Annotated in this window: 20 protein-coding genes; 9 read left to right on the top strand and 11 right to left on the bottom strand. The window is 65.1% G+C overall.

Going from position 1 to position 17067, the window contains the following annotated elements; genetic code table 11:
- Positions 1–16: 16 nt before the first annotated feature.
- The 5 genes from rpsD to infA all read right to left on the bottom strand — a co-directional run bounded on the left by rpsD (position 17) and on the right by infA (position 1989).
- Complete coding sequence (rpsD, locus tag ACZY0B_RS12175; RefSeq protein WP_463764363.1) at positions 17–622, bottom strand: 30S ribosomal protein S4; 606 nt, start codon at positions 620–622, stop codon at positions 17–19.
- 11 nt (positions 623–633) lie between these two features.
- Complete coding sequence (rpsK, locus tag ACZY0B_RS12170) at positions 634–1053, bottom strand: 30S ribosomal protein S11 (RefSeq protein WP_463764362.1); 420 nt, start codon at positions 1051–1053, stop codon at positions 634–636.
- 7 nt (positions 1054–1060) lie between these two features.
- Positions 1061–1435: a 30S ribosomal protein S13 gene (gene rpsM / locus ACZY0B_RS12165; protein ID WP_463764361.1), complete on the bottom strand. Its 375-nt coding sequence runs from the start codon at positions 1433–1435 to the stop codon at positions 1061–1063.
- A gap of 168 nt (positions 1436–1603) precedes the next feature.
- Entirely contained in the window at positions 1604–1717 is a 114-nt protein-coding gene (gene rpmJ, locus ACZY0B_RS12160) for a 50S ribosomal protein L36 (protein ID WP_003879483.1), read from the bottom strand.
- A gap of 50 nt (positions 1718–1767) precedes the next feature.
- Positions 1768–1989 (bottom strand): translation initiation factor IF-1, encoded by a 222-nt coding sequence (gene infA, locus ACZY0B_RS12155; protein ID WP_046182346.1) that lies wholly within the window; start codon positions 1987–1989, stop codon positions 1768–1770.
- Between the two features lie 257 nt (positions 1990–2246).
- Here infA and ACZY0B_RS12150 point away from each other — a divergent pair, with 257 nt between their 5' ends.
- From ACZY0B_RS12150 to ACZY0B_RS12110, 9 genes are all read left to right on the top strand, one after another.
- A complete protein-coding gene (locus ACZY0B_RS12150) occupies positions 2247–3923 on the top strand; it encodes an NAD(P)/FAD-dependent oxidoreductase (RefSeq protein WP_463764360.1) in 1677 nt (558 codons plus the stop codon).
- 8 nt (positions 3924–3931) lie between these two features.
- The gene (locus ACZY0B_RS12145; RefSeq protein ID WP_463764359.1) at positions 3932–5452 is read left to right on the top strand and encodes an ATP-binding protein; all 1521 of its coding nucleotides are present in this window, start codon (positions 3932–3934) and stop codon (positions 5450–5452) included.
- Between the two features lie 37 nt (positions 5453–5489).
- The gene (locus tag ACZY0B_RS12140; protein ID WP_463764358.1) at positions 5490–6341 is read left to right on the top strand and encodes an LLM class F420-dependent oxidoreductase; all 852 of its coding nucleotides are present in this window, start codon (positions 5490–5492) and stop codon (positions 6339–6341) included.
- A 23-nt stretch (positions 6342–6364) separates the two neighbouring features.
- Positions 6365–7231: an LLM class F420-dependent oxidoreductase gene (locus ACZY0B_RS12135; protein ID WP_463764357.1), complete on the top strand. Its 867-nt coding sequence runs from the start codon at positions 6365–6367 to the stop codon at positions 7229–7231.
- A gap of 26 nt (positions 7232–7257) precedes the next feature.
- On the top strand, positions 7258–8253 hold the full coding sequence (gene rfbB / locus ACZY0B_RS12130; protein WP_463764356.1) for a dTDP-glucose 4,6-dehydratase: 996 nt from the start codon (positions 7258–7260) through the stop codon (positions 8251–8253).
- Between the two features lies 1 nt (position 8254).
- Entirely contained in the window at positions 8255–8866 is a 612-nt protein-coding gene (rfbC, locus tag ACZY0B_RS12125) for a dTDP-4-dehydrorhamnose 3,5-epimerase (RefSeq protein WP_463764355.1), read from the top strand.
- A 168-nt stretch (positions 8867–9034) separates the two neighbouring features.
- Positions 9035–10162, top strand: coding sequence for an acyltransferase family protein (locus ACZY0B_RS12120; RefSeq protein WP_463764353.1), 1128 nt, complete (start codon positions 9035–9037; stop codon positions 10160–10162).
- Between the two features lie 152 nt (positions 10163–10314).
- A complete protein-coding gene (locus tag ACZY0B_RS12115) occupies positions 10315–11391 on the top strand; it encodes an acyltransferase family protein (RefSeq protein ID WP_463764352.1) in 1077 nt (358 codons plus the stop codon).
- 76 nt (positions 11392–11467) lie between these two features.
- Positions 11468–12574 carry an acyltransferase family protein gene (locus ACZY0B_RS12110; RefSeq protein WP_463764351.1) on the top strand — a complete coding sequence of 369 codons (1107 nt, stop codon included), beginning with the start codon at positions 11468–11470 and terminating at the stop codon, positions 12572–12574.
- Here ACZY0B_RS12110 and ACZY0B_RS12105 read toward each other — a convergent pair.
- The 6 genes from ACZY0B_RS12105 to ACZY0B_RS12080 form a co-directional block, all read right to left on the bottom strand.
- The gene (locus tag ACZY0B_RS12105; protein ID WP_463764349.1) at positions 12525–12932 is read right to left on the bottom strand and encodes a hypothetical protein; all 408 of its coding nucleotides are present in this window, start codon (positions 12930–12932) and stop codon (positions 12525–12527) included. The two genes, ACZY0B_RS12110 and ACZY0B_RS12105, sit on opposite strands and share 50 nt — an antisense overlap.
- The gene (locus ACZY0B_RS12100) at positions 12929–13837 is read right to left on the bottom strand and encodes a metallophosphoesterase family protein (RefSeq protein WP_463764455.1); all 909 of its coding nucleotides are present in this window, start codon (positions 13835–13837) and stop codon (positions 12929–12931) included. Before ACZY0B_RS12100 ends, ACZY0B_RS12105 begins: the two co-directional genes overlap by 4 nt.
- A 35-nt stretch (positions 13838–13872) precedes the next feature.
- On the bottom strand, positions 13873–14271 hold the full coding sequence (locus ACZY0B_RS12095; protein WP_463764348.1) for a cupredoxin domain-containing protein: 399 nt from the start codon (positions 14269–14271) through the stop codon (positions 13873–13875).
- A 71-nt stretch (positions 14272–14342) separates the two neighbouring features.
- On the bottom strand, positions 14343–15038 hold the full coding sequence (locus ACZY0B_RS12090) for a Rieske (2Fe-2S) protein (protein WP_463764347.1): 696 nt from the start codon (positions 15036–15038) through the stop codon (positions 14343–14345).
- Entirely contained in the window at positions 15035–15577 is a 543-nt protein-coding gene (locus ACZY0B_RS12085; RefSeq protein ID WP_463764346.1) for an RNA polymerase sigma factor, read from the bottom strand. The genes ACZY0B_RS12090 and ACZY0B_RS12085 overlap by 4 nt, the downstream gene beginning before the upstream one ends.
- 43 nt (positions 15578–15620) lie before the next feature.
- Complete coding sequence (locus ACZY0B_RS12080; protein ID WP_463764454.1) at positions 15621–17036, bottom strand: NAD(P)-binding protein; 1416 nt, start codon at positions 17034–17036, stop codon at positions 15621–15623.
- Between the last annotated feature and the right edge of the window lie 31 nt (positions 17037–17067).

Genomic DNA, 17067 nt, shown 5'->3' with positions numbered 1-17067 from the left:
CGGCTCGGAAAGTCCGTTACTTCGAGTAGTACTCGACGATGAGCTGTTCAGTGAGCGGCACGTCGATCTGTGTCCGCTCGGGCAATTGGTGGATCAGGATGCGCTGACGCTCCCCCACCACCTGCAGCCAGCTCGGGGTCGGACGGTCGCCCGAAGTCTCCCGCGCTATCTGGAACGGCACCGTGTTCAGCGACCCGTCCCGCACGTCGATGATGTCGTACTGCGACACCCGGTAGCTGGGGACGTTCACGTGCACGCCGTTGACGCTGAAGTGCCCGTGGCTGACCAGCTGGCGGGCCATCCGGCGGGTGCGCGCCAGCCCGGCGCGGTACACGACGTTGTCCAGCCGGCTTTCCAGAATCTGCAGCAGGTTCTCACCTGTCTTGCCGGTGTGGCGCACGGCCTCTTCGTAGTAGCGGCGGAACTGCTTTTCCATCACGCCGTAGGTGAAGCGGGCCTTCTGCTTCTCCTGCAGCTGGAGCAGGTATTCGCTTTCCTTGATCCGCGCGCGGCCGTGCTGGCCGGGCGGGTAAGGGCGCTTCTCGAACGCTTGGTCGCCGCCGACGAGGTCGGTGCGCAGCCGTCGCGACTTACGGGTCATCGGTCCGGTGTAACGAGCCATGATCTACCTCCCTAGACCCTTCTCCGCTTGGGCGGACGGCAGCCGTTGTGCGGCTGCGGGGTGACGTCCGAGATCGCGCCGACCTCCAGGCCGGCGGCCTGCAGCGAACGGATGGCGGTCTCGCGGCCCGAACCCGGGCCCTTCACGAACACGTCGACCTTCTTCACTCCGTGCTCTTGGGCCTTGCGGGCGGCGTTCTCGGCAGCCAGCTGCGCGGCGAACGGCGTCGACTTCCGCGAGCCCTTGAACCCGACGTGACCCGACGACGCCCAGGCGATGACGTTGCCCTGCGGGTCGGTGATCGTCACGATCGTGTTGTTGAACGTGCTCTTGATGTGTGCAGCACCGTGGGGAACGTTCTTCTTTTCCCGGCGACGGGTCTTCTGCCCCTTCTTAGGGGCCGAGGCTGCTGCCTTCTTGGCTGGTGGCATGGGGCGGTTACCTGGCCTTCTTCTTGCCGGCGATGGTGCGCTTGGGGCCCTTGCGGGTACGCGCGTTGGTCTTGGTCCGCTGGCCACGCACCGGCAGGCCGCGGCGGTGCCGCAGACCCTGGTAGCAGCCGATCTCGATCTTGCGGCGGATGTCTGCCTGCACCTCGCGGCGCAGGTCACCCTCCACCTTGAGGTTGGCCTCGATGTAGTCACGCAGGTGGGTCAGCTGGTCGTCGGTCAGGTCCCTGGTACGTAGGTCCCTGTCGATCCCCGTTGCTTCCAGAATCTCGTTGGAACGGGTTCGGCCGACACCGAAGATGTACGTCAGCGCGATCTCCATCCGCTTGTCACGCGGCAGATCGACGCCTACTAGTCGAGCCATAGGTGGCGTTTCCTCTTTTTCTAGGCGGAGGTCTGTTCCCAGTCCGTTCCCGATCTGATCGGGGCCCGGCCTCCGACCGGACGTGGATGAGCTGGCCCATCTCTTTCAGATGCCAGCCGCTCAGTGGTGCTGGGAGGTCTGCATTCAGTTGTGGGTGCTGCGAGGCAATTAGCCCTGGCGCTGCTTGTGACGAGGATCGGAGCAGATCACCATGACCCGCCCATGCCGACGGATCACCCTGCACTTGTCACAGATTGGCTTGACGCTCGGGTTCACCTTCACGGCCGTATCGATCCTGTCTGTCTACTCGTAGGTTTTGCGGTTCGAGCTTTTTACTTGTACCGGTACACGATGCGGCCCCGGGACAGGTCGTAGGGAGACAACTCCACCACCACCCGGTCCTCGGGCAGGATGCGGATGTAGTGCTGCCGCATCTTGCCGCTGATGTGGGCAAGCACCTTGTGACCGTTCTCCAGCTCAATGCGGAACATCGCATTGGGCAGGGGCTCGACCACCCGGCCCTCGACCTCGATGGCGCCTTCCTTCTTGGCCATAACTTCTCGTCAAATCCCTCGTCGTTTAGTTTCGTTGCATCTGCGCCAACAACGGCACAGCATTCACACCGACTTTGGAACGTGAGCCGGTGACAGGAAATTCCTAGGGAACGGACACACAAGAAAGCCGGCGCGGATGACGCACCGTCGGTCCATGTTACCCGTTCCGACAGCATGGCCAAAATCCGTGATCACAGCGCTCGCGGGCGCCACCTCGACCCGCCACACGGCGCCTGACAAGCGCATACTTGAGCTCGATGACACGTCCCCTTGATGGCGCCGCGCAGTCGCGTAAGCCGGTGATACTGACCGTCGACGACGATCCCGCGGTCTCCCGCGCTGTGGCCCGGGATTTGCGGCGCAAATACGGCGAGGACCACCGCATCGTGCGCGCGGAGTCGGGTGCCGAGGCGCTGGACACCCTCAAGCAGCTCAAACTGCGGGGCGAAACGGTCGCGGCGATCGTCGCCGACTACCGGATGCCGCACATGACGGGCATCGAGTTCCTCGAGCAGGCGATGGACCTGTATCCGGCGGCGCGGCGCATCCTGCTGACCGCCTACGCCGATACCCACGCCGCGATCGACGCGATCAACGTCGTCGACCTCGACCACTACCTGCTCAAGCCGTGGGATCCGCCGGAGGAAAAGCTCTACCCCGTCATCGATGCGCTCCTGGAGGCCTGGCGCGCGGCGCCCGAACACCCGATCCCGCACACCAAGGTGATCGGGCATCGGTGGTCGGCGCGGTCCTGGGAGGTTCGCGACTTCCTGGCCCGCAACGGGCTGCATTACTCCTGGTTCATGGCCGACGAACCCGATGGCGAGCGGCTGCTCAACGCCGCCGGCGCCGACAGCCTGCGGCTGCCCGTCGTGGTCACCGAACACGGCGACCCGCTGGTGGAACCGTCCGACGCCGAGCTGGCCGACAAGCTGGGTTTGACCACCACGCCGTCGCAGGAGTTCTACGACCTGATCGTCATCGGCGGTGGGCCCGCGGGCCTGGCCGCCGCCGTGTACGGCGCGTCCGAGGGGCTGCGCACGGTGCTCATCGAACACACCGCCACCGGCGGCCAGGCCGGACAGAGTTCGCGGATCGAGAACTATTTGGGCTTTCCGGACGGCGTCTCGGGTGGCCAGCTGGCCGAGCGGGCGCGCAGGCAGGCCGAGAAGTTCGGCGCCGAGCTCATCACCGCGCGTAAGGCGATCGCCCTCGAGGTGAACGGGCCCAAGCGCACCGTGCGGTTCGGCGACGGCGGCTCCATCGACGCGCACGCGGTCATCCTGGCCACCGGGGTTTCCTACCGCCAGCTGACGGCCGAGGGATGCATAGAACTGACCGGCTGCGGCGTCTACTACGGGGCCGCTGTGTCGATCGCCTCCGATTGCGAAGGCGAAGTGGTCTACGTGATCGGCGGGGCCAACTCCGCGGGCCAGGCCGCCATGTATCTGTCGCGGACGGCCAAATCGGTCAACATCGTGGTGCGCGCCCCGTCACTGGAGGCGTCGATGTCGTACTACCTGATCCAGCAGATCGAGCAGAACCCGAAGATCAACGTTCTGACCTGCACCGAGGTGCAGCGCGCCACCGGCGACGGCCACCTGGAGAAGCTGACGCTGGTCAACAACCGGACCGACGAAACCGAGGAAGTCGCCTGCGCCCGGATGTTCATCTTCATCGGGGCCGCCCCGCGCACCGACTGGCTGGACGGGGTGCTCGCCCGCGACGACCACGGCTTCATCCTCACCGGCCCGGATCTGCGCAACGTGTGCGGTTGGACGCTCGACCGCCCACCGCATCACCTGGAAACCAGCGTGCCGGGCGTGTTCGCCACCGGCGACGTGCGCTCCACGTCCGCCAAACGGGTCGCGGCCGCCGTAGGTGAAGGGTCGATGGCCGTGATGCTGGTCCATCGCTACTTGGCCGAGAGCTAGGAAGGGCCATGACCGTCAACATGCCGTGTGAGCCCGACGAGCTGCGCAGCCTTTTCCTGTTCGAGGCCCTGACCGACGAGCAGCTCGCGGTGTTGTGCAGCCAGGGACACATCGAGAACTATCAGCCGGGCCCGATCTGCGTCGAAGGCGAACCGGCGACGTGCTTCTACGTGCTGATCGAGGGCGAGCTGATGATGTCCAAGCTCTCCGGCGGGCAGGACATCGAAACCAACCGCACCTCGCAGCGCGGCGTGTATTGCGGCGCCTGGCGGGCGTTCACCGGTGGGAAGCAGAAGAACTACGACGCCTCCGTTCACGTGACCAAGCCGTCGCGGTTCTTCGTGATGGACGCGCCCATCTTCGCGCAGTTCATGCGCGACCAGTTCCCGATGGCGGTGCACCTGCTCGACGGCATCGCCGTCGGCACCGACCGGACCCGCCGGATCATCGACAACCGGGAGAAGCTGCTGGCGCTGGGCCGGCTGTCGGCCGGGCTGACCCATCAGCTCAACAACCCGGCCGCGGCGATCTCGCGGGCCGCGTCGGATCTGCGCGAGCGGGTGGCCAACATGCGGCACAAGCTGGCGATGCTCGCCGACGGCACCGTCACACCCGAGGCGCTCAGCGCGCTGGTGCGGTTGCAGGAGCGGGTCGCCGAGCAGGTCGCCAAATCCGCGTCGCAGCACTTGAACGCGCTGGAGACCTCCGACCGTGAGGACGCCGTCGGCGACTGGCTGGAGGACCACGGCATCGACGGCGGGTGGGACATCGCCCCGACGTTCGTCGAGGGCGGCGTCGACACCGATTGGCTGGAGCGGATTTCCGCGGTCAGCGAAGAGCTCGCGTCGACATCGTTCGAGCAGGCGATCCGATGGATCAACTACACCATCGAGAGCGAGCTGCTGATGAACCAGATTCTGGAAGCCAGCAAACGGATTTCGGCACTGGTCGCCGACGCCAAGCAGTATTCGCAAATGGATCGGGCCCCGTTCCAGGTGGCCAACGTGCACGACCTGCTGTACAGCACGCTGGTGATGTTCGCCGACCGGTTGACCAAGGACCCGGGCAAGGAGGCCAGTAAGAACCCGGTGATCAACGTGGTCAAGGATTTCGACAAATCGCTTCCCGAAATCCCTTGCTATCCAGGCGATCTCAACCAGGTGTGGACCAACATCATCGACAACGCAATCGCCGCGATGCGTGATACGGGTGGCACGCTGACCGTCCGCACCTGCCGCTACGGCGAGAACATGGCCCGGGTCGAGATCTGTGACACCGGGCCGGGAATCCCCGCGGATATCCGCGAGCACATCTTCGAGCCGTTCTTCACCACCAAACCATTCGGCGAAGGCACCGGGCTTGGGCTGGATCTCGCCTTCAACATCGTCGTCAAGAAACATCGCGGGGATCTGCGCGTGGAATCGGTGCCCGGCGATACTCGGTTCGTCGTGTTGCTGCCGCTGGAGCGCCCGCCCGTCACGGATGTCGTCGCCGCGGACGACGACGTCGAAGAAGCCGACGCGGAATAGGCGGAATAGCGTCGCGATCGGCCCGGTTGGAGACGTCATGACCGACGCAGCTGCAAGCAAACCCAATCTCGGCCGGTTCGGATCGTTCGGGCGGGGCGTGACGCCCCAGCAAGCCAAAGAAATCGAGGCCCTCGGCTACGGAGCCGTCTGGGTGGGCGGTTCCCCGCCCGCCGAGTTGGCGTGGGTGGAGCCCATCCTGGAAGCGACGACCACGTTGCAGGTGGCGACCGGGATCGTGAACATTTGGACCGCGCCCGCCGAGGCGGTGGCCGAGTCGTTCCACCGGATCGACAAGGCCTACCCCGACCGCTTCCTGCTCGGTATCGGCGTCGGCCACCGCGAGGTGATCAGCGAATACCGCAAGCCCTACGACGCCCTGGTCGAGTACCTGGACCGCCTCGACGACTACGGCGTCCCCGCCCATCGCCGGGTGGTGGCCGCCCTGGGCCCGCGGGTGCTGGGACTCTCGGCGCAGCGCAGCGCAGGCGCGCACCCGTATCTGACCACCCCGGAGCACACCGCGCACGCACGTGAGCTGATCGGCCCGTCGGCGTTTTTGGCGCCCGAGCACAAGGTGGTGCTGACGACCGACGCCGAGAAGGCCCGCGCGGTAGGCCGCAAGGCCCTGGACATGTACTTCAACCTGGCCAACTATCGCAACAACTGGAAGCGGTCGGGTTTTGCCGACGACGAGGTCACCCGGCCGGGCAGCGACCGCCTGGTCGATGCGGTGGTGGCCTACGGCACCCCCGACGCGATCGCCGCACGGCTTAACGAGCACGTCGCCGCCGGTGCCGACCATGTGCCCGTGCAGGTCCTGACCAAAGATGAAAACCTGGTCTCGGCACTGGCTGAATTGGCCGGGCCACTTGGACTGAACCGCTCGTAGACCAACCGCGTAGGGGGACCTCGATGACCGACGCAGTTTCACTCAAGCCCGACCTCGGTCGCTACGGCGCCTGGCTGCCTACTCGTTCGGTGACACCCGAGTTGGCCGCCAAGATCGAAGAGCTCGGGTACGCGAGCGCCTGGATCGGCGGATCGCCGGACGCCGAACTGGATTGGGTGGAACCGGCTTTGGCGCAGACCAGCTCGCTGCAACTGGCCACCGGCATCGTCAACATCTGGACGGCGGCGGCCAAACCCGTCGCCGAATCCTTTAAGCGCATCGAAAGTGCTTACCCCGGAAGATTTCTGCTCGGCATCGGAGTTGGCCACCCCGAGCACACCCAGGAGTACGTGAAGCCCTACGCCGCGCTGGTCGGCTACCTCGATGCCCTCGACGAGGCGCTGGTGCCGACCAGCCGGCGGGTGCTCGCCGCGCTCGGGCCCAAGGTGTTGGCGCTGTCCGCGGAGCGCAGCGCCGGCGCCCACCCGTACCTGACCACGCCGGAACACACGGCCAAGGCTCGCGAACAGCTCGGCAATTCGGTGTTCTTGGCCCCCGAGCACAAGGTGGTCTTGACCACCGACCGCGATGAGGCGCTTGCCGCCGGCCGCGGGCTCGTCGAGCACTATCTGGGGCTGAGCAACTACGTGAACAACTGGCTGCGGCTGGGGTTCACCGAGAACGACGTGCGCAAGCCCGGCAGCGACAGGCTGATCGAAGCGGTGGTGGCCTACGGCACCCCGGAGGCGATCGTGAAACGCCTCAACGAGCACCTGGAAGCCGGCGCCGACCACGTAGCGATTCAGGTGCTGGGCGGCTACAACGAAGAGACGCTGCTGCCCGCGCTCAGTGAACTTGCCGAGCCGCTTGGGCTAACCCCCGCAAGCTGACCGCGCCCCTCGGTTAGGGTTTGACCATGCGTCTGCTGGTCACCGGTGGCGCCGGTTTCATCGGCGCGAATTTCGTACACAGCACCGTGCGCGAGCGTCCCGACGTTTCAATGACGGTGCTGGACGCCCTGACCTACGCCGGACGGCGCGAGTCGCTGGCCGACGTCGACGATGCCATCCGGCTGGTCGAGGGCGACATCACCGACGCCGAGCTGGTTTCCCGACTGATCTCCGAATCCGACGCGGTCGTGCATTTCGCCGCCGAGAGCCACGTCGACAACGCGCTGGACAACCCCGAGCCATTTCTGCACACCAATGTGGTCGGGACGTACACGATCCTGGAAGCCGTACGCCGCCGCGGCGTGCGGCTGCACCACATTTCGACCGACGAGGTCTACGGCGACCTGGAGCTCGACGATCCGCAGCGGTTCACCGAGTCGACGCCCTACAACCCGTCGAGCCCCTACTCGGCCACCAAGGCCGCCGCCGACATGCTGGTTCGGGCCTGGGTGCGGTCGTACGCGGTGCGCGCGACGCTGTCCAACTGCTCCAACAACTACGGGCCGTATCAGCACATCGAGAAGTTCATCCCGCGCCAGATCACCAATGTGCTGACCGGCAGACGGTGCAAGCTGTACGGCGCCGGCGCCAACGTCCGCGACTGGATCCACGTCGACGACCACAACAGTGCGGTCTGGCAGATCCTGGACAAGGGCCAGATCGGGGCGACCTACCTGATCTCCGCCGAGGGCGAGCGCGACAACCTGACCGTGCTGCGCACGCTGCTTTCGCTGATGGGTCGCGACCCCGACGACTTCGACCACGTCACCGACCGCGTCGGCCACGACCTGCGCTACGCCATCGACCCGTCGCTGCTGTATGACGAATTACATTGGGCGCCAAAGCATACCGACTTCGAAGAGGGGCTACGCGAAACCATCGACTGGTATCGGGCCAACGAATCGTGGTGGCGTCCATTGAAAGACGCATCGGAAGCCCGCTACGAAGAACGGGGTCAGTGAGATGGAAGTTCGCGAACTCAAAGTTCCCGGCGCCTGGGAAATCACCCCGAGAATTCACGGCGATTCCCGCGGAATGTTCTTCGAATGGCTCACCGACCACGGATTCCGGGACTTCGCCGGCCACGGGCTGAATGTGCAGCAAGCCAATTGCTCGGTGTCCGCGGCCGGCGTGCTGCGCGGCCTGCATTTCGCGCAGTTACCACCCAGCCAGGCCAAATACGTGACCTGCGTGCGCGGTGCGGTATTCGACGTGGTGGTCGACATCCGGGTCGGCTCACCGACGTTCGGTCAGTGGGACTCCGTCGTGCTCGACGACAAGGATCGCCGGACGATGTACCTCTCCGAAGGCCTCGGGCACGGGTTCCTTGCGCTCCAAGATAATTCGACGGTGATGTACTTGTGCTCGGCGGAATACAGCCCGCAGCGCGAGCACACCATCTGCGCCACCGACCCGGCCCTGGGCGTCGAATGGCCGCTGGTCGATGGCGCCGCTCCCAGTTTGTCCGACCGCGACGCCGCCGCCCCCAGCTTCGACGAAGTACGCGCGGCCGGCCTGCTGCCCACCTGGGAAGAGACGCAGAAATTCCTCACGGATCTGCGCAGTCAAGCCTGAGGTACTGATCGCCGCTGCCCGGCCTCGCCACCTGCCCGCAGCAAAGCGAAAACGTCGGGTTGGTATTAAACCGGACGTTTGCCGGGGGTTCATCGACTACCTTGGGGCATTCGGCGCCGATACTATGGCCGACGACGCGGGGGGCGACGACAGATACGGATAGTGCAGATGAAGCTAGCGGAGGTGTTCGATCCCCGATGTAACGCGCTGAACCTGTTTCGGCTGGGGCTGGCCGCCGAGGTCATGCTGTTTCACTCCTGGCCGATCACGGGCCACATGCCGCCGCACGCGCTGCTCCAGCTGATGTTCGCGGTGGGCGTCGACGGGTTCTTTGCGATCTCAGGGTTCCTGATTACCGCGAGTTGGCTGCGCGACCCGCGCGTGCGTGACTATCTCGCCGCCCGAGCCCTGCGCATCCTGCCCGGGCTCTATGTCTGCCTGATCATCACCGCGTTCGTATTCGCCCCGCTCAGCGTCGCGGTTCAGGGTGGTTCGGCCGCGAAATTACTGCAGTCCAGCGCGCCGTTCGAATATGTCCTGAAAAACGCCACACTGGTGTCGGTGCTTCAATTCGATGTCGCCGGGACACCGCGTGAGGTCGCATCCCCTGGAATCTGGAACGCTTCGCTGTGGTCTCTGATCTGGGAAGTGCTGTGCTACATCGCCATTGCTGTGATCGGCATAGTCGGGCTCGCCAACCGTCGATGGATTTCGCCGGCGATCTTGGCGCTCGCGGTAATCGGGGCGACACAGTTGCCGCCGCTCACCTTTCCCGGCGAATGGACCATCCCCCAGCTCGCCGTGCGCTCCGCGATCATGTTTTCCGCTGGCGCCCTGATGTTTCAATGGAAAGACGCGATTCCCGCTCGATGGTCACTCGTCGCGGTGAGCGTGGTCATCGTCGTCGTAGCCGCCGTCCTGCTGCCCGATTACCGCGTGGTCGCGGCTCTTCCGCTGGCGTATGCCGTCATCGTTTCCGGTGCGCTCATCCGCAAGAAGCGCCTGACGTTACGTACGGATCTGTCCTACGGCTACTACATTTACGCATTTCCGACTCAGCAGTTGCTGGTCGTTTTTGGGCTGGGCACCCTGCACCCGGCGGTGTTCTTCGTCGTTGCGGTCACCGCGACGCTGCCGCTAGCCGCGATGAGCTGGTTCTGCATAGAGAAACCTGCGATGTCGCTGAAGTCTCGTCTCAAACGGAAGTGGGGTGCTCCCGCCCGCACCGAAGCTGACGGCACGCAAGACGCCTCCGTGGTCGAGCAACCGACTCCAGGGGCCCACCGCGCGGGGTAGTTTCGTTCGCTACCGCCCCCTCGTCGGGGTCGCGAATCGCCTCTCGACTCAACCGCGTTGCCACGCCGCAGATACGGGTGCAAACGCGGGGTGAATGCGCTTAGATGCAGAGACAGGGGAGCGCCGGGAGCGCGGACGACTGGTGACAACGTATGAAACTCGGGCAGGTACTTGATCCGCGAAGTAATGCACTGAATGCGTTGCGGCTAGCCATGGCCGCCGAAGTGATCCTCTGGCACTCCTTCGCCGTCACGGGTCGCGTCCCGCCATCCGCGCCGGTACGACAGCTGCTGTTCGGGGTGGGGGTCGACGGCTTCTTTGCGATCTCGGGATTCCTCATCACCCGGAGTTGGATCAACAACCCCCGCGTCCGTGACTATCTCGTCGCTCGAGCTCTTCGCATCCTCCCCGGGCTCTACGTGTGTCTGGTGGTGACCGCGTTTGTCATCGCGCCGATCGGCGTGGCGATCCAGGGTGGATCGGCCGCAAAGCTGCTCTTGTCCCCCGCGCCATTCGAATTCGTCGTGGAAAACAGCGCAGTAGTGGTGCTCAAGTTCGATGTCGGTGGAACGCCAACCGGAGTTCCATATCCGGGTTTGTGGAACGGTTCGCTGTGGACTCTCATCTATGAGGTGCTGTGCTACGTCGCCGTTCTACTTCTTGGACTAGTGGGACTGGCTCACCGCCGATGGACTTCTGCGGTGGTGTTCGCACTGGCAGTGTGTTTGGCTGCGTACTTGCCGCCCATGACATTCCCCGGGACATGGAGCAACGAGCAGTGCATAGCCCGCTTCGCCATCATGTTCGCGGCCGGGGCGCTGCTCTATCAGTGGCAAGACGTGATTCCCGCTCGATGGTCACTCGTCGCGTTGAGCGTGCTCATCGTTCTCGCGGCCGGCCTGCTGCCCGACTACCGTGTTCTTGGCGCTATTCCGTTGGCGTACGCCCTCATCGTTTCCGGCGCGCTCGTCCACAACAAGTACTTGAGGCTGCCGACGGATCTGTCCTATGGCACCTACATTTACGCGTTTCCGATGCAGCAGTTGCTGGTTATCTGCGGGCTGGTCCGTCTGAATCCATTCGTGTTCGCGATCATTGCGACGATAGCTACCCTGCCGCTGGCCGCGCTGAGCTGGTTCCTGATAGAGAAGCCCTCTCAGTCGCTCAAATCGCGACTCAAGCGGAAGCGGTCGGGCTCTGAGCTCGCTGAAGTCAGGCGTCCGGCCTAGTCGCTGTCGTTGCTGCGTCCGAAGGCGCGCCGCGGACGCCGAGCCAGTCCCGACAATCACGTTATGATGGCGCCACATGGGGTGTGGGACCGCGGCTCGACCGCGAACGAGACTGGCGCAGGCATTCGATCCACGAAGCAACGCACTGAACGCGTTCCGGTTGGCGTTGGCGGCCGAGGTGATCCTGTGGCATTCCTTCTCCGTCACCGGCCACAGCGTGTCGTCCAAGCCGGTTCTGCAGCTTCTTTTCTCGGTCGGGGTTGACGGGTTCTTTGCGCTTTCGGGATTCTTGATCACGTCGAGTTGGCTTCGGAACCCGCAACTGCGTGACTATCTCCTCGCTCGAGCACTTCGCATCCTCCCCGGGCTCTACGCCTGCCTGGTGGTGACCGCATTTGTGTTCGCACCGCTCAGTCTGGCAATTCAAGGTGGCCAGGCAAAAAAGCTTCTATTGTCCAGCGCGCCAATCGAGTACGTCTTGAAAAACAGCACACTGGTGTCGGCGCTTGCGCTGGATGTCGGCGGAACACCGAAAGGGATTCCGGAGCATGGAGTGTGGAACGCCTCGGTGTGGACCCTGATGTGGGAGGTGCTGTGCTATCTCGCCGTTGCCGGCATCGGCCTGGTCGGACTCGCGAAGCGCCGTTGGCTTTCTCCGGTAATCTTTGCACTCGCCGCGCTTGGGGCGACATTGTTGCCGCCGCTTACCTACCCCGGCGAATGGACCAACTTGCAGCTGGCTGTGCGCTTTACGATCATGTTTTCGGCTGGGGCGCTGCTGTATCAGTGGAAAGACGTGATTCCCGCTCGGTGGTCGTTCGTCGCGGTGAGCGTCCTCATCGTTCTAGCGTCGAGCCTGCTGCCTGACTATCGGGTGGTCGGTGGCCTTCCGCTGGCGTATGCCGTCATCGTCTCGGGTTCGCTGATCCGCAACAAGCGGTGGAGTTTGCGCACGGACCTGTCCTACGGCACTTACATATATGCATCCCCGACTCAGCAATTGCTGGCCGTCGGTGGGCTTGCCGGTCTGAACCCCTTGCTGTTCTTCGTCATTGCGACCACCGCCACGCTGCCGCTCGCCGCGCTGAGCTGGTTCCTGGTCGAGAAGCCCGCACAGTCGCTCAAATCCCGGCTCAAGCCGAAGTGGTCTGCTCCCGAGCTCTCCGAAGTCTCCCGAACCTGACGCCACCGGGGTAGTCGCTCAGCGTCCAGAGCAGCACGGTCAGCACTTCGGCTGCCACGCTGATGGCCGCGTAGGGCGATGGGTCCCACCCACGCTCGGTAAAGCCGAACAGCCCAGCGGTTCTGGACAGAGCGAACGCGACCAGAGATCCGCCGGCTATGGCGGCCGCGGCCCAGCGCAGCCACCACGGACCGCCGAGCAGGATCAGCACGGCCAACGCGAACGAGGCACTGGCCTGGATCAGGAAGCTGGTGCCGATCATCGGAATGTGCTGGTAACCATGGACATAGAGGTAGGCGTGGCTGGCGGCGCTGCCCAGCAACGATGCAGCGAAGCCGATCCGGACCAGGATATTCATTGCAGCCTCTGCTCTTTCAAAGCCAGCGCGGTCTCACCCTTGGTGTAGCTGACCTCGCGGATGCCGAGCGCGTCGTGCAGCTTTCCGGCCGGCAACGTGATCGGCTTGGGCGCCGGCCCATCGCCGGGATGGGGCAGCGGATAAGCGGTCGTCGTCCCGCTGTAGAACGAGACGTTGCCCTCGGTCTTGGAAAACAATTGGTGGACATGCCCGTTGATACAGGTCACCGAGGCGAACCTGCGCAAGTAACCGAGCGCCTGGGTGGCGTCGTCGGTGCCCCAGCCCCAATCCGGGTACATCGCGAACAACGGGATGTGGCTGAACACAATGATCGGCGTATCGCTCGACAGCCGCGCGACGTCCTTCTCGACGAACTCCAGCTGATCGACACCAAGATGCCCGAGCTTGCGCAAGTTCAACGTGTTGACAAGTGCGATCACGTGAACGCCGGCGATGTCGAAGCTGTACCACCCGTCCCCCACCGATCCCGCGCCGAAGGCGCTCCGGTACTTCTGCCCCGCATCGTCGACCGAGTCGTGTTCTCCGGGCACGGTGAACACATGCGGCGTCCTCAGGCCGCTCATCATCTGCTTCACCTGGTCGAACTGGCCGGGGCTGGACAAGTGCGTGAGGTCGCCGGTGTGAATGACGAAATCCGGTGTGTAGCCGAGGTTGTTGACCTGGTCGATCGCGTGGGCGAACGTGCCGGACACGTCCGGGTTGGGGGCGCCGGTAAAGCCGATGTGACTGTCGCTGATCTGAGCGAACCGCAGGGCGGGCAGGACTTTTGCGCGCTCGGCCGCCTGGGCACCGGCGACATGCGAGATCACCTCGCCGCCGGCCACCGCGAAACCGACCGCCGCCCCGAACCATGCGCCATGCCGGATCAGCTGACGGCGACTCATCGTGTTCGGACCGCGGTTCGGGTCTATGTCTGAATTCACTGGGTCACCACCACGGTGCCGCGCATCATCGGGTGAATCGAGCAGACGTAGTCGAAAGTCCCTGCGGTGGCGAAGGTGTGGGTGAAGGTGGCCCCGGTCCCCATGCCGGGCGAATGAAACGAGCCGTCGCTCGCGGCCACCGTGTGGGGTTCTTCGTCACGATTGGTCCACGTGACCGTGGTGCCCGCGCTCACCGTCAGCGTGGCGGGGGCGAACGCGAAGCCATCGATGGCGACCTGGTTACCGTTCGCCGGCGGCGGCGGTGCGGTGACCGACGGCGTCGCAACGGCATCCGGCCTCATCGTGACCGACGGGTGCGCGTCGGGCCGCGACGCCGAGCACCCGGCCAGCAAGAGTAGGCCGGCCGCGAGCAAGGCGCGGTGTTTTCGAAACATGGCGATAGGCATAACGACCCTCCCGGGGCTGTGGAACTGTCGCCAACAGATAGGAGGGGTGGTTACACCGCTCAGGTCGGCTGTTCGGGTTTCGGCGGGGCGAGCACCTCGATGACCCCGTCGACCTCGCGAACCATCAGCGTGGGCAACGGCTTTGGGGCGATCGGCAATTGATGGGTGAGCACCTCGCCCGCAGGCGAGAACGACGTCGAGTGGCAAGGGCAGCGCAGTCTGTCATCGGGTGCGTCGAACCACAACCGACACCCCTGATGGGTGCACACCCCGGATACGGCCTGGGGCTTGCCTTCGACGCGGCGGACGAATCCGCTGACCGACCCGAGATCGAACGCATGCATCCGCCCGTCCGGCACCTCCGAACTGGTCGCGACCCGCTGCCAGCTTCCGTCATTGGGCTTCAATTCTCCCGCGACGGCGGGGCCTTCGATGACGCTTCCGGTCACGGCGCGATCGATGGAAACCGCGGTGACCGCGGCGGCCGCCGCGGCCGACGTGCCGACGATGACCTGGCGGCGCGTCGTGTTCGGCTTGTGCTGCGGTTGCGCGGGTGCGCCGGCCATTTGTTCGGCGAGGCGGCGGTGCAGGTCGTCAAGGAATTCGGGGCGCGGGATGTCGTCACCCTGCCCGGCCGCCCGTAGCTCGATCGCCGTGCGGATCTGCGCGGCCTCAAAGTCGTCGGGCGCAAACGGTTTTGGCCGACGGCCTCGCAGCAGATCGTCGACGTAGCGGCGCAATCCTCGCGCGTTCATGACTGGCCCCCATCGTTGACCTGCGCCGCCAGCCGCAGAGCTCGATGCTGGAGCACTTTGGCATTGGCGACGCTGATTCCGAGTTCCGCGGCAGACTCCTTAACCGAATTACCTTGCAGGAAACGCAGTTCCAGAATTTGACGATAGCGGTCCGGCAGATTGTCGAGAACCTGGGCGACGCGCGCCGGAGCGGTGCTGATCGCTTCCTCGCTATCGGGTGGTTGCTCGATGTCCTCCTCGATCGAGGTTATCTCCCGCCCCAGGGTCTCGCGCCAGTGCGCGGCCAGCACGGTTCGCGCCGTCGCCCGAAGGTATGCGCGCACCTCGCCGACGCTTGCGGTCAGCCGCAGTGGCCGCAGCGCGGCGAGGAACACCTCGGCGGTGAGGTCCTCGGCGTCCGCCCGGTTGCCGACCCGGGCGAACAGCGTCCGGTACACCCAGGCCGCGTTGTCCTGGTACACGGCTTCCCAGTCGGTGTAGCCGTCGTTGGGTACCGCGCGCAGGGGGCGCGGGCCCGCGGGTTCATTTTTCGCCGTCACATACCTCCCTCACCCGATCAATATCAGCGGGGGTTACACCCGGTCAGGGCGCGGCGAGCGAAGCATCGTCGACGACCAGCTCGTCGAGCTTCGCGGCGGTGGCGGATAGGACTGTCTTGGCCACGCCCAGAATCCGATCGCGCACCCGGGGCTTTGCCGAGGCGGGCGGCAACAATTGGCCCACCAGATGACCGAAGAGATCCAGGCGCGAGGCGGACAGCCAGGCGGTCAGGTCGGGGTCGTCGAACCACCGCAGTTGATTGCCGTAATCGGCCAGCGCGAGGCGCAGCCAGTCCAGGTCGGTGTCGGGGTGCGGCAACGGCACACACAGTCGGTTGCGGGTGGCGTCGTCCGAATAAGCCGCCTCCACGTGGGCGATCAGCGATGCGCTGAATATTTGTTGGCATCCGCGCACGCTTTGCAGCGTGATGCGGCCGGTGTCGAAAATCGGAGTAGCAGGCCGCTTTTCGGCGCCGTCGGCGGTGCAGTCGATGTAGAGCGCGCGCCCGTCCATCGCCCGTGCGCCGCCGTCGAGGACCATCTTGTCGGCTTCGACCTTGCGCAGGTGGCCCATCCGGACGACGTCGTCGATGCGGCGCAGCTGGTCGAGCTCGGCCTGGGTGACGGTCGCGCAGCGGTACATGGTGGGCCGGACCGTCGGATCGATCCGCAGCAGGGTGCCGGCTTCCTCGAGCCGGGCGAACAGATCGTCAGGTGACGTGGCGTCCCTGATCGCGCGCAGCTGTGCGATGAAGCCGGCCTTGATCAGGTCGGCGAACATCGAGCCGGGCTGCATTGTCGCGCGATCCAGCAGCCAGGAATCACGGGGCATGATCCAGGTCAGCCGTTCGGGCGCGATGCCATGGCCCAGCAGCCACAGGCAGGTGTCGATACCGGTTTTGCCGGAACCGACGACGACATAGCGCTCGTGGGCGGTGTGGCCGGGCAGGTCGTTGGGCGCGACACAGGCGATACCCGGAGCGACCGGATACGGCGGCGGACGCATCGCGGGCACCGTCACGCGCATGTAGGTGGCATCGACGACCCGGTGCGCCACGTCAACGGTGTAGTCGGCACCGGCCAGCGTGGAGAAGCGGCCCGCGCCGCGGTATTCGCTCATCGGGAAATAGCGGACCCGCCCGGTCGGCACCAGCTGCTGGCGCATCACGTGGTCGTAATAGGCGCAGACTTCCCCGGCGGTCGCCAGCTCGTAAAGGCCTTTGTTCCAACCGGCCTGGTCGATGGTGTCGCGCCCGAGCCGAAGCGAGTTGACGCCGTAGAACACCGAAGGCTGATGCAACCGGACGAACGGGTAAGCGGCGGTCCAATGACCACCCGGCACATCGTTGCGGTCCACCACCACGACGCTGGCCTCTGTCTCAGAGACCAGCGTGTCGACGAACGCCAGGCCCATGGCGCCCGCTCCGATGACCAGGTAATCGGCCTCGATGCTGTGCATACCGGCCTCAACGCTAGCCCGCGCGGTCACG

It is taken from the genome of Mycobacterium sp. IDUB_19 (assembly GCF_055419445.1).
Note: the sequence above shows the minus strand (reverse complement) of the source record. Positions and strands in the feature narration are given on the sequence as shown.